The sequence below is a fragment of the Paraburkholderia sp. GAS333 genome, from assembly GCF_050435665.1.
In the GTDB taxonomy this organism is placed as follows: Bacteria; Pseudomonadota; Gammaproteobacteria; order Burkholderiales; family Burkholderiaceae; genus Paraburkholderia; species Paraburkholderia fungorum_A.
Map to the genome: position 1 here is coordinate 869,907 of NZ_JBNDKS010000002.1, position 17,104 is coordinate 887,010.

15 protein-coding genes are annotated in these 17,104 nt (G+C 63.3%); 8 read left to right on the forward strand and 7 right to left on the reverse strand.

Features of this window, described 5'->3' with window-relative positions; genetic code table 11:
* Positions 1–41: 41 nt before the first annotated feature.
* The 3 genes from yajC to queA form a co-directional block, all read right to left on the reverse strand.
* Entirely contained in the window at positions 42–371 is a 330-nt protein-coding gene (yajC, locus tag ABH945_RS13110) for a preprotein translocase subunit YajC (RefSeq protein WP_007179286.1), read from the reverse strand.
* 198 nt (positions 372–569) lie between these two features.
* Positions 570–1,784, reverse strand: a complete 1,215-nt coding sequence (gene tgt, locus ABH945_RS13115) for a tRNA guanosine(34) transglycosylase Tgt (RefSeq protein ID WP_074763069.1) — start codon at positions 1,782–1,784, stop codon at positions 570–572.
* A gap of 130 nt (positions 1,785–1,914) precedes the next feature.
* Positions 1,915–2,970, reverse strand: a complete 1,056-nt coding sequence (gene queA, locus ABH945_RS13120) for a tRNA preQ1(34) S-adenosylmethionine ribosyltransferase-isomerase QueA (protein WP_074763070.1) — start codon at positions 2,968–2,970, stop codon at positions 1,915–1,917.
* 148 nt (positions 2,971–3,118) lie between these two features.
* On the opposite strand from queA, the gene recG reads away from it, so the two are divergent.
* The 8 genes from recG to ubiA all read left to right on the forward strand — a co-directional run bounded on the left by recG (position 3,119) and on the right by ubiA (position 12,811).
* The gene (recG, locus tag ABH945_RS13125) at positions 3,119–5,518 is read left to right on the forward strand and encodes an ATP-dependent DNA helicase RecG (RefSeq protein WP_429250771.1); all 2,400 of its coding nucleotides are present in this window, start codon (positions 3,119–3,121) and stop codon (positions 5,516–5,518) included.
* A gap of 127 nt (positions 5,519–5,645) precedes the next feature.
* Positions 5,646–6,605 (forward strand): LysR substrate-binding domain-containing protein, encoded by a 960-nt coding sequence (locus tag ABH945_RS13130; RefSeq protein WP_074763072.1) that lies wholly within the window; start codon positions 5,646–5,648, stop codon positions 6,603–6,605.
* A gap of 226 nt (positions 6,606–6,831) precedes the next feature.
* Complete coding sequence (locus ABH945_RS13135; protein WP_429250772.1) at positions 6,832–6,972, forward strand: hypothetical protein; 141 nt, start codon at positions 6,832–6,834, stop codon at positions 6,970–6,972.
* 92 nt (positions 6,973–7,064) lie between these two features.
* Complete coding sequence (locus ABH945_RS13140) at positions 7,065–8,519, forward strand: catalase (RefSeq protein WP_429250773.1); 1,455 nt, start codon at positions 7,065–7,067, stop codon at positions 8,517–8,519.
* 28 nt (positions 8,520–8,547) lie between these two features.
* Positions 8,548–8,775 carry a hypothetical protein gene (locus ABH945_RS13145; RefSeq protein ID WP_074763074.1) on the forward strand — a complete coding sequence of 76 codons (228 nt, stop codon included), beginning with the start codon at positions 8,548–8,550 and terminating at the stop codon, positions 8,773–8,775.
* Between the two features lie 152 nt (positions 8,776–8,927).
* Positions 8,928–9,428, forward strand: a complete 501-nt coding sequence (locus ABH945_RS13150; RefSeq protein WP_074766264.1) for a Dps family protein — start codon at positions 8,928–8,930, stop codon at positions 9,426–9,428.
* Between the two features lie 371 nt (positions 9,429–9,799).
* Entirely contained in the window at positions 9,800–11,659 is a 1,860-nt protein-coding gene (ilvD, locus tag ABH945_RS13155; RefSeq protein ID WP_074763075.1) for a dihydroxy-acid dehydratase, read from the forward strand.
* 288 nt (positions 11,660–11,947) lie between these two features.
* Positions 11,948–12,811 (forward strand): 4-hydroxybenzoate octaprenyltransferase, encoded by an 864-nt coding sequence (ubiA, locus tag ABH945_RS13160; RefSeq protein ID WP_429250774.1) that lies wholly within the window; start codon positions 11,948–11,950, stop codon positions 12,809–12,811.
* Between the two features lie 313 nt (positions 12,812–13,124).
* Here the strand turns inward: ubiA and proC are convergent, their stop codons facing one another.
* From proC to glcE, 4 genes are read right to left on the reverse strand one after another with little or no spacing between them, the layout of a single operon-like run.
* Entirely contained in the window at positions 13,125–13,940 is an 816-nt protein-coding gene (gene proC, locus ABH945_RS13165) for a pyrroline-5-carboxylate reductase (RefSeq protein ID WP_074763077.1), read from the reverse strand.
* 57 nt (positions 13,941–13,997) lie between these two features.
* A complete protein-coding gene (locus ABH945_RS13170) occupies positions 13,998–14,696 on the reverse strand; it encodes a YggS family pyridoxal phosphate-dependent enzyme (RefSeq protein ID WP_429250775.1) in 699 nt (232 codons plus the stop codon).
* A 39-nt stretch (positions 14,697–14,735) separates the two neighbouring features.
* Positions 14,736–15,962: a glycolate oxidase subunit GlcF gene (gene glcF / locus ABH945_RS13175; protein ID WP_074763079.1), complete on the reverse strand. Its 1,227-nt coding sequence runs from the start codon at positions 15,960–15,962 to the stop codon at positions 14,736–14,738.
* 8 nt (positions 15,963–15,970) lie between these two features.
* The gene (gene glcE, locus ABH945_RS13180) at positions 15,971–17,059 is read right to left on the reverse strand and encodes a glycolate oxidase subunit GlcE (RefSeq protein ID WP_074763080.1); all 1,089 of its coding nucleotides are present in this window, start codon (positions 17,057–17,059) and stop codon (positions 15,971–15,973) included.
* Positions 17,060–17,104: the final 45 nt, after the last annotated feature.

The window sequence follows — 17,104 nt, forward strand, 5'->3', positions numbered from 1 at the left end:
TGAATCGCCGCGAGGCCGCGCCGGACGCGAGAGAGCCGGCCTTACAGCGACTTGATCGTGCCCTTCGGGAGAATCGTCGTGACCGACGCTTTTTGCACGGTGATTTCCGTGCCTTCCGAGATTTCGACGCCGACGTAAGCCTCACCCACCTTGGTGACCTTGCCCACGATGCCGCCGTTCGTCACCACTTCGTCGCCCTTGGCCATGGCTGCGAGCATGTTGCGGTGCTCTTTCTGGCGCTTCATTTGCGGGCGAATCATGATGAAGTACAGCACGCCGAACATCAGGATCAGCGGCAGAAAGCTCATCAGGTTCGATTCAATGCCACCTGTTGCTGTGCCTTGGGCAAAGGCATTGGAAATGAACGACACGTTGGTCTCTCCGTTATCAGTCAAACGATCAAAAAAATCAGCCGATTATTCTACCACCGGCCAGTTAGGCGTCGGGACGGCGAATCGGCTTTGCGATCAACCGTTTAAAGCCTTTTACGCCCGACGACGAAAGTGAATTGTAAGGTTTTCTTCGGCAGCGACAGCGGATTCTTCTGTGGAATCCGCTGCCGGGCCGCGTCAGGGCGCCTGTTCGACGCCTCGCGCGCGGTTTTCGTGGAAGCGTTTGCGGAACGGCTCGAACATTTTTGCGTCGATCGAATCGCGCATTTCCTGCATCAGTTCGAGGTAGTAGTGCAGGTTGTGGATCGTGTTCAGCTGGGCCCCCAGGATTTCCCCTACCCGATGCAGGTGATGCAGATAACCGCGCGTGAAATTGCGGCAGGTGTAGCAGCCGCATTGTTCGTCGAGCGGGCGCAGCGAATTCTTGTGCACGGCGTTACGGATCTTGATGTCGCCGAAACGGGTGAACAGCCAGCCGTTGCGCGCGTTGCGGGTCGGCATCACGCAGTCGAACATGTCGACGCCGGCGGCTACGCCCGCCACCAGGTCTTCCGGCGTGCCCACGCCCATCAGGTAGTGCGGCTTGTCGGCGGGCAGCTTCGGGCCGATGTGGTTCAGCACGCGCATCATGTCTTCCTTCGGCTCGCCGACCGACAGACCGCCGATCGCGAGACCGTGGAAATCCTTCTCCGCGAGACCCGCCAGCGACTCGTCGCGCAGGTCTTCGAACATGCCGCCCTGGACGATGCCGAACAGCGCGTTCGGGTTGCCGAGGCGCTTGAACTCGTCGATCGAACGCTGCGCCCAGCGCATCGACATGCGCATCGAATCGGCCGCTTCCTGATGCGAGGTCGGCACGTTATTGGTCGCGTACGGCGTGCATTCGTCGAACTGCATGACGATGTCCGAGTTCAGCACTTTCTGGATCTGCATCGACACTTCGGGCGACAGGAACAGCTTGTCGCCGTTGATCGGCGATGCAAACGTGACGCCATCCTCGGTGATCTTGCGCAGATCGCCAAGCGAAAACACCTGAAAACCGCCGGAGTCGGTCAGGATCGGCTTATTCCAGCCCATGAAGCGGTGCAGACCGCCGTGCGCCTCGATGGTTTCGAGACCGGGGCGCAGCCACAGGTGGAATGTGTTGCCGAGAATGATCTGCGCGTGCATCTCGTGAAGCTCGCGCGGCTGGACGGCTTTCACCGTGCCGTAGGTGCCGACCGGCATGAAGATCGGCGTTTCGACCACGCCGTGATTCAGCGTGACGCGGCCGCGGCGCGCCTGGCCGTCGGTGCCGAGCAGTTCGAATTTGAGGCCGTTTTCGGGGCGCACGTGGTCGCCGAGATACGCGCCGTGGTCGGCGCGCGTGCTGCTGATGTGACCGTCGGTCATCTAAAAAACTCCTGTGCTACCGGAGAACAGTCCGGCGCAAATGTTGAAACGCCGCCGGAAGGATCGCGGCGGCTGGGGAACTGCAAAAACTTGAAAAACAGCGCGGTTAGCGCGCGGGCGGCGTTGGCGTTCAGTCGTCGCGGCGCGTCAGCAGCATCGCGTCGCCGTAACTGAAAAAGCGGTAACGCTGCTCGATCGCGTGACGATACGCGGCGCGGATCGTTTCCACGCCCGCGAACGCTGAAACCAGCATCAGCAACGTCGATTTCGGCAGATGGAAATTCGTCACCAGCCGGTCGACCACGCGGAATTTATACCCCGGCGTGATGAAAATATCGGTTTCGGTGCTGGCCGCGCCCAGCGGACGGCCGGCGGCGTCGGCATCGCGCGCGGCGGCTTCGAGCGCGCGCATCGAGGTCGTGCCCACCGCGATCACGCGATTGCCGCGCGCTTTGGTCGCGGCGATCTTGTCGGCCAGGGACTGCGGCAGGTGATACCACTCGCTGTGCATCTTGTGTTCGTCGAGATTCTCGACCCGCACCGGCTGGAACGTGCCCGCGCCGACGTGCAGCGTGAGCGTCGCGCGTTCCACGCCGTGGGCGTCGAGTTTCGCGAGCAGCGCTTCGTCGAAATGCAGGCCGGCCGTGGGCGCCGCGACTGCGCCCGGATTCTGCGCGAACACGGTCTGGTAGCGGGTTTCGTCGGTCGAATCGGGATCGTGCTCGATGTACGGCGGCAGCGGCAGACGGCCGAACTGCTCGATCAGCGTCAGGCAGTCGTCGGGGAAATGCAGCGTGTAGAACGGCTCGACACGCTCGCCGAGCGTGACGTCGAAGGCGTCGGCCAGACGGATCGTCGTGCCCGGCTGCGGGCTCTTGCTCGCGCGGATCTGCGCGAGCGCGGTGCGCTCGCCGGTCAGGCGCTCTACCAGCACTTCGACCTTGCCGCCACTGGCCTTCTGGCCGAGGAAGCGCGCCTTCAGGACTTTGGTATCGTTGAAGACCAGCAGATCGCCGGGCGCGATGCACTCGGGCAGCTCGGCAAAGCGGCGGTCGATCAGACGCGCGGTGTCGGCGGAAACGGAGTTGTCCACCTCGAGCAGACGGCTGGCGCTGCGCTCGGGCAGCGCAACTTGCGCGATCAGCTCGGGTGGCAGATCGAAATCGAAATCGGAAAGCGTAAGCATGCGAACGACTGGATGCGAATTGAGACTGAATTGAGCCGAAGCCTAAGCCGGGCGGCTATGATTGCGGGACGCTGAACAGCCCGCGAGCCCGCGCGCTGTATGGCGTGCGAACCCTTTGACAGCCGATATTGTACTTGCGAAGCAGCCCATGCCTTTGTCCGACCGCCGATTGCCCTCCGCTAACGATGAACCGGGCGCCGAACCGAAGCGCCGCGTCGCACGGAAGGGTGAGGCGGTTGAGGTGGCGGTGGCCGCCGGTTTGACGGCGCACAGGCGCGGGGGCACGTCCGCGGACGGCCAGCCTGATATCGAGCCGGATGCGAACCCAGGCGAGACGTCAGATGACGCATTGAGTCATGCATCGAGCCATTCGTCGGGTGAAGCATCGAGCAAGGTCCCGCCAAACGAATTCGGCGACAAGCCCGCAGGGAGTTCCGCTGGCCGCTCGACCTCGAAGTCCTCCAGCAAATCCGCCGCCAAGGCTCCCGTCAAAACCGTCGACAAGCTCGCCAAGCTCGGCCTCACCCGCGACATCGATCTCGTGCTGCATCTGCCGATGCGCTACGAGGACGAAACCTCGCTGACGCCGATCGGACACCTGCTGCCAGGCGGCATTTCACAAACCGAAGGCGTGGTGTTCGACAACGAGATCGCGTATCGCCCGCGTCGTCAGTTGCTGGTGAAACTGCACGACGACGCCGGCGACGAACTCGTGCTGCGCTTCCTGAATTTCTACGGCTCGCAGGTCAAGCAGATGGCAATCGGCGCGCGGCTGCGGGTGCGCGGCGACGTGCGCGGCGGTTTCTTCGGCATGGAGATGGTCCACCCGGCCGTGCGCGTCGTCGATGAAGACACGCCGCTGCCGCAGGCGCTGACGCCGGTCTATCCGAGCACCGCGGGCGTGACGCAGGCGTATCTGCGTAAATCGATCGATAACGCGCTGTCGCGCACGTCGTTGCCGGAACTGCTGCCCGAGCCGATCGCGCGAACTTACCTGCAGCCGCTCGGCGTGCCGTCGCTGATGGACGCCGTGCGCACGCTGCATCATCCGGGCGTGCAGTCCGACGAGACTGCGTTGATCGACGGCACGCATCCGGCGTGGGTGCGCATCAAGTTCGAAGAGTTGCTCGCGCAGCAGATGTCGTTGAAGCGCGCGCATGACGAGCGCCGCACGCGCGCCGCGCCGGCCATGCCGCGCCGCAAGCTGGGCGACGAAGCGGCGCTGGTCGCGCGTCTGTTGAAGGCGTTGCCGTTTGCGTTGACGAAGGCGCAGGAGCGCGTCGGCGGAGAAATTGCGCTCGATCTGACGCAGCCGCATCCGATGCAGCGTCTGCTGCAAGGTGACGTCGGCAGCGGCAAGACGATCGTGGCCGCGCTGGCCGCCGCGCAGGCGATCGACGCCGGTTACCAGGCCGCGCTGATGGCCCCGACCGAAATCCTCGCCGAACAGCACGCGCGCAAATTGCGCGGCTGGCTGGAACCGCTGGGCGTAAGCGTCGCGTGGCTGGCGGGCAGCCTGAAGACCAAAGAAAAGCGCGCCGCAATCGAAGCCGCCGCGCTTGGCACTGCGCAACTCGTGATCGGCACGCACGCGATCATTCAGGACGCGGTGGAGTTCGCGCGCCTCGGGCTCGTGATCGTCGACGAACAGCACCGTTTCGGCGTCGCGCAGCGGCTCGCGTTGCGCGCGAAGGCGCAGAACGCCGCCGATGGCGCGCGCGACTTCCAGCCGCATCAACTGATGATGTCCGCGACGCCGATTCCGCGCACGCTCGCGATGACCTATTACGCCGACCTCGACGTATCGACCATCGACGAGTTGCCGCCCGGCCGCACGCCGATCCTGACCAAGCTCGTGTCCGACGCGCGCCGCGAAGAGGTGATCAGCCGCGTGCGCGAGGCCGCGCTGACGGGGCGTCAGGTGTACTGGGTGTGTCCGCTGATCGAAGAGAGCGAGACCTTGCAGTTGCAGACCGCGGTCGAGACTTACGAGACGCTGGTCGCGGCGCTCCCGGAACTGAAGGTCGGCCTCGTGCATGGACGCCTTGCGCCCGCCGAGAAAGCCGCCGTGATGGACGCGTTCACGCGCAATGAAGTGCAGTTGCTGGTCGCGACGACGGTGATCGAAGTGGGCGTCGACGTGCCGAACGCATCGCTGATGGTGATCGAACATGCCGAGCGCTTCGGCCTCGCGCAGTTGCACCAGTTGCGCGGACGGGTGGGGCGAGGCAGCGCGGCATCGGTATGCGTGCTGCTCTACACCGGCCCGCTGTCGATGACCGCCCGGGCACGCCTGCAAACCATGCGCGAAACCACCGACGGCTTCGAGATCGCCCGCCGCGATCTGGAAATTCGCGGCCCCGGTGAGTTCCTGGGCGCGCGGCAATCGGGCGCGGCCATGTTGCGTTTCGCCGATCTCGAAAACGATCAATGGCTGATCGAACCGGCGCGCGAGGCGGCTGCGGCTCTCCTCGAAAGATATCCCGAGGTGGTGATCCAGCATCTGGCGCGCTGGCTCGGTGCGCGCGAGCAGTATCTGAAGGCATGAAAGCGGCCCGCGCGCCTTGCTACGACAAGGCGTGCGGGCCGATGCGCCCGAAACCAGAGGTTGGCGAACCGACCCTATCGGTGTATAACTAGAACCTATCGAATTCACAACACTGATTGGTCCCCGAATGACGCTCACCGAATTGAAATACATCGTTGCGGTTGCCCGCGAGCGGCACTTTGGCCGGGCTGCCGAAGCGTGTTTCGTCAGCCAGCCGACCCTGTCGGTGGCGATCAAGAAGCTCGAAGACGAACTCAACGTGCAGATTTTCGAGCGCGGCACCAGTGAAGTCAGCGTCACGCCCATCGGTGAACAGATCGTCACGCAAGCTCAGCGCGTGCTGGAGCAGACGCTGGCCATCAAGGAAATCGCGAAGCAGGGCAAAGATCCGCTGGTCGGACCGTTGCGGCTTGGCGTGATCTACACGATCGGACCGTACCTGCTGCCCACGCTCGTCAAGCAGATGATCAAGCGCGTCCCGCAGATGCCGCTGATGCTGCAGGAAAATTACACGCTCAAGCTGATCGAACTGCTGAAGCAGGGCGAAATCGACGTCGCCATCATGGCGCTGCCGTTTCCCGAAACCGGGTTGATGCTGCGTCCGCTGTACGACGAGCCGTTTGTCGTCGCGTTGCCGTCGGGTCATGCGTGGGAAAACCGCCCGAAAATCGACGCCGACGATCTGAAGCAGGAAACCATGCTGCTGCTCGGAAGCGGTCACTGCTTCCGCGATCACGTGCTGGGTGTGTGCCCTGAACTGATGCGTTTTTCGCAGAACGCGGACGGTATCCAGAAGACGTTCGAGGGTTCGTCGCTCGAGACGATTCGCCATATGGTCGCGAGCGGCGTTGGAATTACCGTGCTGCCGCGCATGTCGGTGCATGAGGTGAAGCCGCACGCAGGCGGTATCGACGCCGGTCTGCTCAGCTATGTCGCGTTCGACGAGCCCGTGCCGGATCGCCGCGTGGTGCTCGCGTGGCGCAAGAGCTTCACGCGGATGCCCGCTATCGATGCGATTTGCGACGCGATCAGTGCGTGCGATCTGCCGGGCGTCAAGAAGCTGGACCTGCCCGTCGCCGTCAACTGATTCGGTGACTGTTCTGGCAATGCCTTCAGCGCTTGCCATCGGCAATAGTTCGGGCTGACCGCACGTTCCTTGCGCAGTCAGCCCGAAAAAAGTTGCCCACCAAACAGGCAACAGCCCCTCCCTATCGAATAGATAAAATTAATCAAACACGATTATTCGATAGCATTGTTATAGTTTCCTCCATGGATCGCCCGATCCCAAGTCTCACAAGACACCGGAGGAACTCATGACGCAACCGAACCCGCAGCAAATCCAGGCTCTCGCCGCTCAGTCGGTCCGCGCAACCGCCCGCGGATTCAGCGCGTCGATCAGGAGCGTGCGTACCGTCGCGATGTCCTTGCTGGTTGACCGGGCTCTGTCCGCGTAAAGCCGCTGAACGGCAACCCCGGGCAACGCCGGCATCAGGTGCCGCGCCTCTCTCCCCAATCTCATTCGATAAAAATCAAGCAGGAGTACCGCATGTCCGAACAGAAGCTCACCAACGCCGCCGGCGCACCCGTCGCCGATAACCAGAATTCGATGACCGCAGGCGTGCGCGGTCCGGTCGTTCTGCAAGATGTCTGGCTGCTCGAAAAGCTCGCCCATTTCGACCGCGAAGTGATTCCCGAGCGCCGCGTTCACGCGAAGGGTTCGGGCGCGTTCGGCACGCTGAAGGTCACGCACGACATCTCGCGCTACACGAAAGCCAAAGTGTTCGCCGAAGTCGGCAAGGAAACGCCGCTTTTCATGCGCTTTTCGACGGTGGCGGGTGAGCGAGGCGCAGCCGACGCCGAGCGCGACGTGCGCGGCTTCTCGATCAAGTTCTACACGGAAGAGGGCAACTGGGACGTGGTCGGCAACAACACGCCGGTGTTCTTCATTCGCGATCCGCTGAAGTTTCCGGACTTCATCCACACGCAAAAGCGCGACCCGTACACCAACATGCGCAGCAACGTCGCTGCGTGGGATTTCTGGTCGCGTCACCCTGAATCGCTGCATCAGGTGACGATTCTGATGAGCGATCGCGGCATTCCGCAGAATTTCCGCCAGATGCACGGTTTCGGCTCGCACACGTACTCGTTCATCAACGCGAGCAACGAGCGCTTCTGGGTGAAATTCCACTTCAAGTCGATGCAGGGCATCGAGAATTTCACCGATGCCGAAGCCGCCCAGGTCGTCGCGCAAGACCGTGAAAGCGCGCAGCGCGATCTGCTCGGCAACATCGACGCGGGCAATTTTCCGAAGTGGCGTTTTGCGATTCAGATCATGCCGGAAGCGGATGCCGCGACGTATCGCTTCAATCCGTTCGACATCACTAAGGTGTGGTCGCAGAAAGACTATCCGCTGATCGACGTCGGCACGATCGAGTTGAATCGCAACGCGCAAAACTATTTCGCGGATGTCGAGCAGGCTGCGTTCACGCCCGCCAATGTCGTACCGGGAATCGGCTTTTCGCCGGACCGCCTGTTGCAAGGCCGCCTGTTCTCGTACGGCGATACGCAGCGTTATCGCCTCGGCATCAACCACCATCAGATCCCGGTGAATGCGTCGCGGGTGGCCAATCCGCATTCGTTCCATCGCGACGGCGGCATGCGTGTGGACGGCAATCTCGGCGGCAACGTGAATTACGAGCCGAACCGTTTCGGCGACTTCGCTCAGGACGCGAACGCGTCGGAGCCGCCGCTTGCGGCAGGCACGGTGGATCGCTACGACCATCGCGCGGACGACGATTACTACACGCAGCCGGGCATGCTGTTCGCGCTGTTCGACGACGCGCAACGTGAGCGTCTGTTCGGCAATATCGCGCGCCATATCGATGGCGTGCCGCAGGACATCGTCGCGCGGCAGATCGAGCATTTCCGCCGCGCCGACCCGGCTTATGCGGAAGGTGTCATCGCCGCACTGGCCCGGTTGCAGGAAGGCCGCACGAAGTAAAGCACTGAAGCACTGAAGCACTGAAGCAATGCAGCAAGGCGGGGCGCAGCGGCGTCCCGCCGGTATCGATACGAACCTGAGTACGCGGAGCACGTTCATGATCCAGATGATGATGGCCACAATCGGCGCGCCGGCCGCACGCGGCGCACAACAGCGTCACGCGTTGACATGGCGCAAGGCGATGGGATTCGCGATCGTCGCGAGCGGGCTGGCGGTGGTCGTCATGCAGGCGCTGCAACACGCGCTGGGCGGGTGATTGCAGCCGCACCGCGAATGCGGCAAGCGACCACGGTGCGCGCGAACGCCACGGATTTCAGGCTAAACTGTCGATCGTTCGATGTGTCAGGTTCGCTTTACGCAAACCGTCATTTTGCCGACCGGTTCGTATCACTCTTCAAAGGAGTCATCATGGCCAAGAAAGAAGCCACAGTCGCAGCCGTACAGCACGTCAATATCGGAATCAGCGACAAGGATCGCAAGAAGATCGCAGAAGGTCTGTCGCGTCTGCTCGCCGACACCTACACGTTGTATCTGAAGACCCACAACTTCCACTGGAACGTGACGGGTCCGATGTTCAACACGTTGCACCTGATGTTCGAAACGCAATACAACGAACTGGCGCTCGCGGTCGACTCGATCGCTGAACGTATCCGCGCGCTGGGCGTGCATGCGCCGGGCAGCTACAAGGAATTCGCGAAGCTGTCGTCGATCCCGGAAGCGGACGGCGTGCCGGCTGCCGAAGAAATGATCCGCCAGCTGGTGGAAGGTCAGGAAGCCGTGGTGCGTACCGCACGCGCAATTTTCCCGTCGACGGAAGCAGCGAACGACGAACCGACCGCCGACTTGCTGACGCAACGCATGCAAACACACGAAAAGACCGCGTGGATGCTGCGCTCGATGCTGGCTTGAGATCGATCGCCGATCGACCGTTTTGCCCGGCCAGCATTTGAGTGCCGGGGCGAAAAGTCAAAAAAACCTCCCTTCGCGGGAGGTTTTTTTTCGCGTGCGCGATTTTGCTCGCCACACTGCGGCGCTCCTGACAATGTGCCGTCGGGCGGCGTAGCCTGCATTGAAACTGGCGCCAATCTGGTCCCGAACGCATCGTCGTGACGCATTTCGCAACTAACTCACTCCCGCCGCCCTGAGCAACACACCCCTACTGCCTGTGGGATAATCGCGGTTTGCCCAGAGCGCGGCTCACAAGGTTGTTCGCACGGGCGCACGAGGGCCTTTATTCCCACGGCCCGCTTCCTTACTGCGATATTTCTCCCACAACCACAATGCCCGTATACCGTTCCAGAACCACTACCGCCGGCCGCAACATGGCAGGGGCACGCTCGCTGTGGCGCGCCACCGGCATGAAAGACGAAGATTTTTCGAAGCCGATCATCGCGGTCGTCAATTCGTTCACCCAGTTCGTGCCCGGTCACGTTCACCTGAAAGACCTCGGCCAGCTCGTCGCGCGCGAAATCGAAGCTGCGGGTGGCGTCGCCAAGGAATTCAACACCATTGCTGTCGACGACGGCATCGCCATGGGCCACGACGGCATGCTGTATTCGCTGCCGAGCCGCGACATCATCGCGGATTCGGTCGAATACATGGTCAACGCGCACTGCGCGGACGCGATGGTGTGCATCTCCAATTGCGACAAGATCACCCCGGGCATGCTGATCGCGGCGATGCGCCTGAACATTCCGGTGATCTTCGTGTCCGGCGGCCCGATGGAAGCCGGCAAGACGAAGCTCGCGAATCCGGTCACCAAGACGCTCGAATTCAAGAAGCTCGACCTGGTCGACGCGATGGTGATCGCAGCGGATTCGTCGTATTCCGACGCCGACGTGGCCGAAGTGGAACGCTCGGCATGCCCGACCTGCGGTTCGTGCTCGGGCATGTTCACGGCCAACTCGATGAACTGCCTGACCGAAGCGCTGGGTCTGTCGCTGCCGGGTAACGGCACGGTGGTCGCCACGCACGCCGACCGCGAGCAACTGTTCAAGCGCGCTGGCCGCCGTATCGTCGAACTGGCTCGCCAGTACTACGAAGAGGAAGTGGAAAGCATCCTGCCGCGCGCCGTGGGCTTCAAGGCGTTCGAAAACGCAATGACGCTCGACATCGCGATGGGCGGTTCCACCAACACCATCCTGCACTTGCTGGCGATTGCACGCGAAGCCGAAATCGACTTCACGATGGACGACATCGACCGTCTGTCGCGTATCGTGCCGCAGTTGTGCAAGGTCGCGCCGAACACGAACAAGTACCACATCGAAGACGTGCATCGCGCGGGCGGCATCATGGCGATCCTCGGCGAGCTGGATCGTGCGGGCAAGCTGCACACCGACGTGCCGACCGTGCACGCGCCGACGCTGAAAGACGCGCTCGATCAGTGGGACATCGTCCGTACGCAGGACGAAGCCGTGCGCACGTTCTATATGGCGGGACCGGCAGGAATTCCGACGCAGGTCGCGTTCAGCCAGAACACGCGCTGGCCGAGCCTCGATACGGATCGCGCCGAAGGCTGCATCCGTTCGTACGAGCACGCGTTCTCGAAGGAAGGCGGCCTGGCCGTGCTGACCGGCAACATCGCGCTGGATGGCTGCGTGGTGAAAACCGCGGGCGTCGACGAAAGCATTCTGGTGTTCGAAGGCACGGCTCACGTGACCGAGTCGCAGGATGAAGCGGTCGAGAACATCCTGAACGACAAGGTCAAGGCCGGCGATGTCGTGATCGTCCGCTACGAAGGCCCGAAGGGCGGCCCCGGCATGCAGGAAATGCTTTACCCGACGAGCTACATCAAATCGAAGGGTCTGGGCAAAGCCTGTGCGCTGCTGACGGACGGCCGTTTCTCCGGCGGTACGTCGGGTCTGTCGATCGGTCACTGCTCGCCGGAAGCGGCAGCGGGCGGCGCGATTGGTCTGGTGCGCGACGGCGACAAGATCCGCATCGACATTCCGAACCGTACGATCGACGTGCTGCTGTCCGACGAGGAACTCGCGCGTCGTCGCGAAGAGCAGAACGCGAAGGGCTGGAAGCCGGCGAAGGTGCGTCCGCGTAAGGTGTCGGCGGCGCTGAAGGCGTACGCGAAGCTGGTGATGTCCGCGGATAAGGGCGCGGTGCGCGACCTGTCGCTGCTGGACGATTGATACGGCGGCGGGCTTTTTTAGCCTGTGTCTGCTGATGAAGCCGCCCTTCGGGGCGGCTTTTTTTATTGGCGCTGGGGGTAGGGCGTTTGAGCGCGGCTGGTTTTTGGGTGGTGCGCTGAGCCAGCACGCCATGCCGAATTGCGCGGCCGAGTGGGCCCACGGCTGGCTACGCTAGGCGTGACCGAGCTAAGCCGAATCGAGCCACCCCCTCCCGCGCACGCCAAAGCTCCCCGCACTCCGCATCCCGTAAAATAGCCGGACCCTCTTTGCACTCCACCGACTCCGCCCATGTTCGCCCGACTTCCCCTGTATTTGCGGCTCGTCCGCATGGACAAGCCGATCGGCAGCCTGCTGCTGCTGTGGCCGACGCTCAACGCGCTGTGGATCGCGTCCGACGGGCATCCGTCGTGGCCGCTGCTGGTGATTTTCACGGTGGGCACGGTGCTGATGCGCTCGGCGGGCTGCGCGATCAACGATTACGCGGATCGCGATTTCGACCGCTACGTCAAGCGCACCGAGAATCGGCCGATCACGTCGGGCAAGATCAAGGCATGGGAAGCCGTGGCGCTGGCGGCAGGCTTGTCGTTGCTGGCATTTCTGCTGATTCTGCCGCTGAATACGCTGACCAAGGAGTTGTCGGTCGCGGCACTGTTTGTCGCCGGCTCGTATCCGTTCACCAAGCGCTTCCTCGCCATTCCGCAGGCCTATCTGGGCATTGCTTTCGGCTTCGGCATTCCGATGGCGTTCGCGGCGATCCAGGATCACGTGCCGATGCTCGCTTGGGTGATGTTGCTCGCCAACGTGTTCTGGTCGGTCGCGTACGACACCGAATACGCGATGGTCGATCGCGACGACGACATCAAGATCGGCATTCGCACGTCCGCGCTGACGTTCGGCCGCTTCGACGTCGCGGCGATCATGCTGTGCTACGCGGTGACGCTGGGCATTTACGTCGGCATCGGCGTGATGCTGGGGTTCGGCGTGCTGTACTGGCTGGGATGGGCGGCCGCTGTGGGCTGCGCGATCTATCACTACACGCTGATTCGCAATCGCGACCGGATGGCGTGTTTCGCGGCGTTCCGGCATAACAACTGGCTCGGCGGCGCGCTGTTTGTCGGGATCGCCGCGCATTATGCGGTGGCTGCGATTTGAGACAGGTGAGCGCCGATTGCTGCATTTTTTCGGGAGTCGCCGCGGCCTAGATTTGAAGCAGGGCGGCGCTTGCCAACGCGGGCTACGCGAGAGGTGAAGCGCAAAACACGCCTTCGACAGATTTTGCCGCTGGCCTGGTTTCCCGCATGCGCCAGGGTGGCGAGCACGCCAGCCAGTCATCCAAGGCGGCTCGATGGGCGGGTAGTCCCCACTCGAGCCAAAGCTCCGCGTCCGGTTGCGTAGCTGTATTTGCCGCCGCCCCTTCATCGCAAGACGATGAAGGGGCGCGGATGAACGTCCTCAGTCCCGGCGCTTACTGCTTACCAAACTCCTCGCCCATTTCCTTCGCGCGCGCATCGGCAGCGAGCACGCCACGCACGATCGCATCCTTGATCGCGCTGGCGTCGAACGATGCCAGTGCCGCCGCCGTCGTGCCGCCCTTCGACGTCACGCGTTCACGCAGCAGGCTCGGCGGTTCGTCGGAATTCGCGGCCAGTTGCGCGGCGCCGGTGAAGGTCGCGACAGCCAGCGCGCGGCCCTGTGCTTCGTCCATGCCGAGCTGGCGCGCGGCTTCCTGCAGCGCCTCGATGAAATAGAACACGTAGGCCGGTCCGCTGCCCGAGATCGCGGTGACGGCGTCGATCTTCGCTTCGTCGTCGAACCAGACCGTTTCACCGACCGCACCCAGCACTTGCGACGCGAGCGCGCGGCCTGCTTCGTCGACGCTCGCGGTCGCGACCAGTCCGGTCACGCCCATGCCGATCAGCGCAGGCGTGTTCGGCATCACGCGGACAATGCGGGCGTGGCCGTTCAGCCAGCGCGACATGTCGTCCATGCGAATGCCCGCGACGATGCTCACCACCAGTTGCGACGCATTCAGATGCGGAGCAATCGATTCGGCGACGGCTTTCAGGATTTGCGGCTTGACTGCCAGCACGACCGCGTCATACGCGGCGAGCGCCTCGTCCGCCGCTGCGCCGGTGCGCACACCGAACTGATCTTCATTGCGCTTGCGCGCGTCTTCGTTGGGATCGATCGCGTAGAGGTCGGCGGGCGCGACGCCACGCTTGATGAGGCCGCCGATCAACGCTGCGGCCATGTTGCCACCGCCGATAAAAGCAATTTTCATGATGTTCCGGATGAGGTTTCGTGAAGCGCCCCGGAGGCCGCGAAGGCCTGCCAAGGGTCAGTTAGAGTAATCTCGCGCGCCGAAAATCGCGGTGCCGACCCGCACGATCGTCGCGCCTTCCAGCACGGCCGCTTCGAGGTCGCTCGACATGCCCATCGACAGCGTGTCGAGTTCGAGCCCGTCGTCGCGCAGACGCTCGAACAACTCGCGCAGCGCACGATGCGGCGCGCGTTGTTCTTCGATGCCGCCGCCAGGCTCGGGAATCGACATCAGTCCGCGCAGAGTCAGCTTCGGCAACGCGGCGATCGTCTGTGCGACTTCGACCGCCTCGGCAATGCTCACGCCGCTTTTCGACGCCTCGCCGCTCACGTTCACCTGCAGGCACACGTTCAGCGGCGGCAGATTATCGGGACGCTGCTCCGACAGCCGCTGCGCGATTTTCAGCCGATCGACCGAATGCACCCAATCGAAATTCTCGGCGACCGGCCGCGTCTTGTTCGATTGCAGCGGCCCGATGAAATGCCATTCGAGCGACGCGCGCAGATCGGCGAGCGTCTCGATCTTGGTCAGCGATTCCTGCACGTAGTTTTCGCCGAATGCACGCTGACCACAGGCATGCGCGGCGCGAACGTCTTCGGCGGGGAAGGTCTTGGAGACCGCGAGCAACGTGACCGAACGCGCATCGCGTCCGGCCGCCTGCGCGGCCACGGCGATGCGCTGCTGCACCGCTGCGAGATTGTGAATCAGATCGGGCATGGAACGGAACCGGTAGTCCAGCGAAAGGCAATGACTGGATTATACGGACAGCATGTGCTCGACCAATTCGATCCAATGCGCGACCGGCGTTCCAGTGCCGCTTTGCAGATGTGCAATGCAGCCGACGTTCGCCGACACGATCACTTGCGGTTCCTGCGCCTGCAGGCGCTCCAGCTTCTGATCGCGAAGTGCGTACGACAATCTGGGCTGCGTCAGCGAATACGTGCCCGCCGAGCCGCAGCACAGATGACTGTCGGCGGGAAGGCGCACTTCGAGGCCGAGCGCGGCCAGCAGATGTTCGACCTTGCCGCGAACCTGCTGACCATGCTGCAACGTGCAGGGCGGATGAAACGCGACCGTGTGAACCGAGCGGCGGCGCGTTTGCGCGACCAGCGCTTCTTCGAACTCGGGCAGGATCTCCGAGATATCACGGGTCAATTCGACGATACGGCGCGCCTTTTCCGCGTAAGCCGGGTCGTGGCGCAGCAGGTGCGCGTATTCCTTGACCGTCGCGCCGCAGCCCGACGCGTTCATCACGATCGCTTCGGCACCCTGCTCGACAAACGGCCACCATGCGTCGATGTTCGCGCGCAGGTCGTCGAGCGCGTCGTCGTTGTAGCCGAGATGCAGGCGGATCGCGCCGCAGCAGCCGGCATCGGGCGCGATCACGGTTTCGACGCCGAGTGCGTCGAGCACCCGCGCGGTCGCGATGTTGACGTTCGGCATCATCGACGGTTGCACGCAACCCGCCAGCATCAGCATTTTTCGCGGATGTTTCGCGGTCGGCCATTCGAGCGGACGCTGACGCGCGGGCACCTTGTCGCGCAATTTCTTGGGCAGAAGCGGGCGGAAACGCTGACCGAGTTTCATGGTCGGCGTGAAGATCGCGCTGTTCGGCACGACGCTCGCGAGCAGGCGGCGCGTGAGCCGCTGCCCGAGCGGGCGCGTCACTTTTTCTTCGGTGATCTTGCGGCCGATTTCCACCAGCCGCCCATATTGCACGCCGGACGGGCAGGTCGTTTCGCAATTGCGGCAAGTCAGGCAACGGTCGAGGTGAACCTGCGTGCTACGCGTGACCGGCGCGCCTTCCACCATCTGCTTGATCAGATAGATGCGCCCACGCGGGCCGTCGAGTTCGTCGCCGAGCAACTGGTAGGTCGGGCAGGTGGCCGTACAGAAACCGCAGTGCACGCAATTGCGCAGGATGGCGTCGGCTTCGTCGCCATCGGGCGTGTTGCGAATGAAGTCCGCGAGGTTGGTTTGCATCGCGTCGCTCAGAAGTCGGAGTAGAGACGGCCGCGATTGAAGATGCGGGCCGGGTCGAAAGCGTTTTTCAGGCCGCGATGGATTTTCATCAGCGGGGCGGGCAGTGGGGTGAACACGCCGGCGCTGCGGTCGTAGCCGTGGCCGGTGCGGAAAATCGTGGCATGGCCGCCAGCCTGTTTCGCGCTGATGCGCACGGTTTGCGCGTCGGTGTCGGTGATCCACCAGCGCTGACCGCCGCCCCATTCCATCAGCTGCGCGCCGGGCAGTTGCAGCGGTTCCGTAATCGACGGCAATGCAAGACGCCAGAGCGCGGCCTTCGGCGGGATGCCCGAGAAAAACGAGTCGGTCTGCTCGCGCAAGCCGGTCCAGAAACGTTCCGCTTCGACAGCATCGACCACTTCGCCGCCGAGCGACGTACGCGCCGACTTCACCGCCGCTTCGGCGCCGGCCAGCCGCACGACGAGCGTGCCGTGACGCCACGCACTAGCGGTAATTGGCAACGGTCGGCCACCCCATTCGTTGAGCTTGCGGACGGCATCGGTGCCGTTCATGTCGAACTTGATGGTGGCTTCGGCCTGCGGCAACGGCAGCACCTTCACCGACAATTCGAGGATCAGGCCGAGCGTGCCGAGCGAGCCGGCCAGCAGACGCGAGACGTCATAGCCGGCGACGTTCTTCACGACCTGTCCGCCGAAATGCAGTTTCTGGCCTTGCCCGTTCATAACGACCGCGCCGAGCACGAAGTCGCGCGCCGCGCCCGCAGCGGGGCGGCGCGGACCGGAAATGCCGGCCGCGATGCAGCCGCCCAACGTGGCTTGCGGGCCGAAATGCGGCGGCTCGAACGCGAACATCTGGTGGTGCTCGGCGAGTGCGGCTTCGATCTCCAGCAGCGGCGTGCCCGCCCGCGCGGTGATGACGAGTTCCGCCGGGTCGTACGCGATGATGCCGCGATAAGCGCGCGTGTCGAGGATGTCACCTTCCAGCGCCTGGCCGTACCAGTCTTTGGTGCCGCCGCCGCGGATGCGCAACGCGCGTCCTTCGGCGCTGGCCGAACGCACGCGTTCCGACCATACGGCGACGATGTCGTCCTCTTCCATGGTGTCCTGCTTCGTTGTGTTTCGATCGATTGTACCTGGCAGGGG

Excerpts from the sequence above, each read along its gene's own strand:
- tgt (WP_074763069.1), bottom strand. The coding sequence starts at position 1,784 with ATGACCGACGGTCACATCAGCAGCACGCGCGCCGACCACGGCGCGTAT.
- queA (WP_074763070.1), bottom strand. The coding sequence starts at position 2,970 with ATGCTTACGCTTTCCGATTTCGATTTCGATCTGCCACCCGAGCTGATC.
- recG (WP_429250771.1), top strand. The coding sequence starts at position 3,119 with ATGCCTTTGTCCGACCGCCGATTGCCCTCCGCTAACGATGAACCGGGC.
- ABH945_RS13130 (WP_074763072.1), top strand. The coding sequence starts at position 5,646 with ATGACGCTCACCGAATTGAAATACATCGTTGCGGTTGCCCGCGAGCGG.
- ABH945_RS13135 (WP_429250772.1), top strand. The coding sequence starts at position 6,832 with ATGACGCAACCGAACCCGCAGCAAATCCAGGCTCTCGCCGCTCAGTCG.
- ABH945_RS13140 (WP_429250773.1), top strand. The coding sequence starts at position 7,065 with ATGTCCGAACAGAAGCTCACCAACGCCGCCGGCGCACCCGTCGCCGAT.
- ABH945_RS13145 (WP_074763074.1), top strand. The coding sequence starts at position 8,548 with ATGCAGCAAGGCGGGGCGCAGCGGCGTCCCGCCGGTATCGATACGAAC.
- ABH945_RS13150 (WP_074766264.1), top strand. The coding sequence starts at position 8,928 with ATGGCCAAGAAAGAAGCCACAGTCGCAGCCGTACAGCACGTCAATATC.
- ilvD (WP_074763075.1), top strand. The coding sequence starts at position 9,800 with ATGCCCGTATACCGTTCCAGAACCACTACCGCCGGCCGCAACATGGCA.
- ubiA (WP_429250774.1), top strand. The coding sequence starts at position 11,948 with ATGTTCGCCCGACTTCCCCTGTATTTGCGGCTCGTCCGCATGGACAAG.
- proC (WP_074763077.1), bottom strand. The coding sequence starts at position 13,940 with ATGAAAATTGCTTTTATCGGCGGTGGCAACATGGCCGCAGCGTTGATC.
- ABH945_RS13170 (WP_429250775.1), bottom strand. The coding sequence starts at position 14,696 with ATGCCCGATCTGATTCACAATCTCGCAGCGGTGCAGCAGCGCATCGCC.
- glcF (WP_074763079.1), bottom strand. The coding sequence starts at position 15,962 with ATGCAAACCAACCTCGCGGACTTCATTCGCAACACGCCCGATGGCGAC.
- glcE (WP_074763080.1), bottom strand. The coding sequence starts at position 17,059 with ATGGAAGAGGACGACATCGTCGCCGTATGGTCGGAACGCGTGCGTTCG.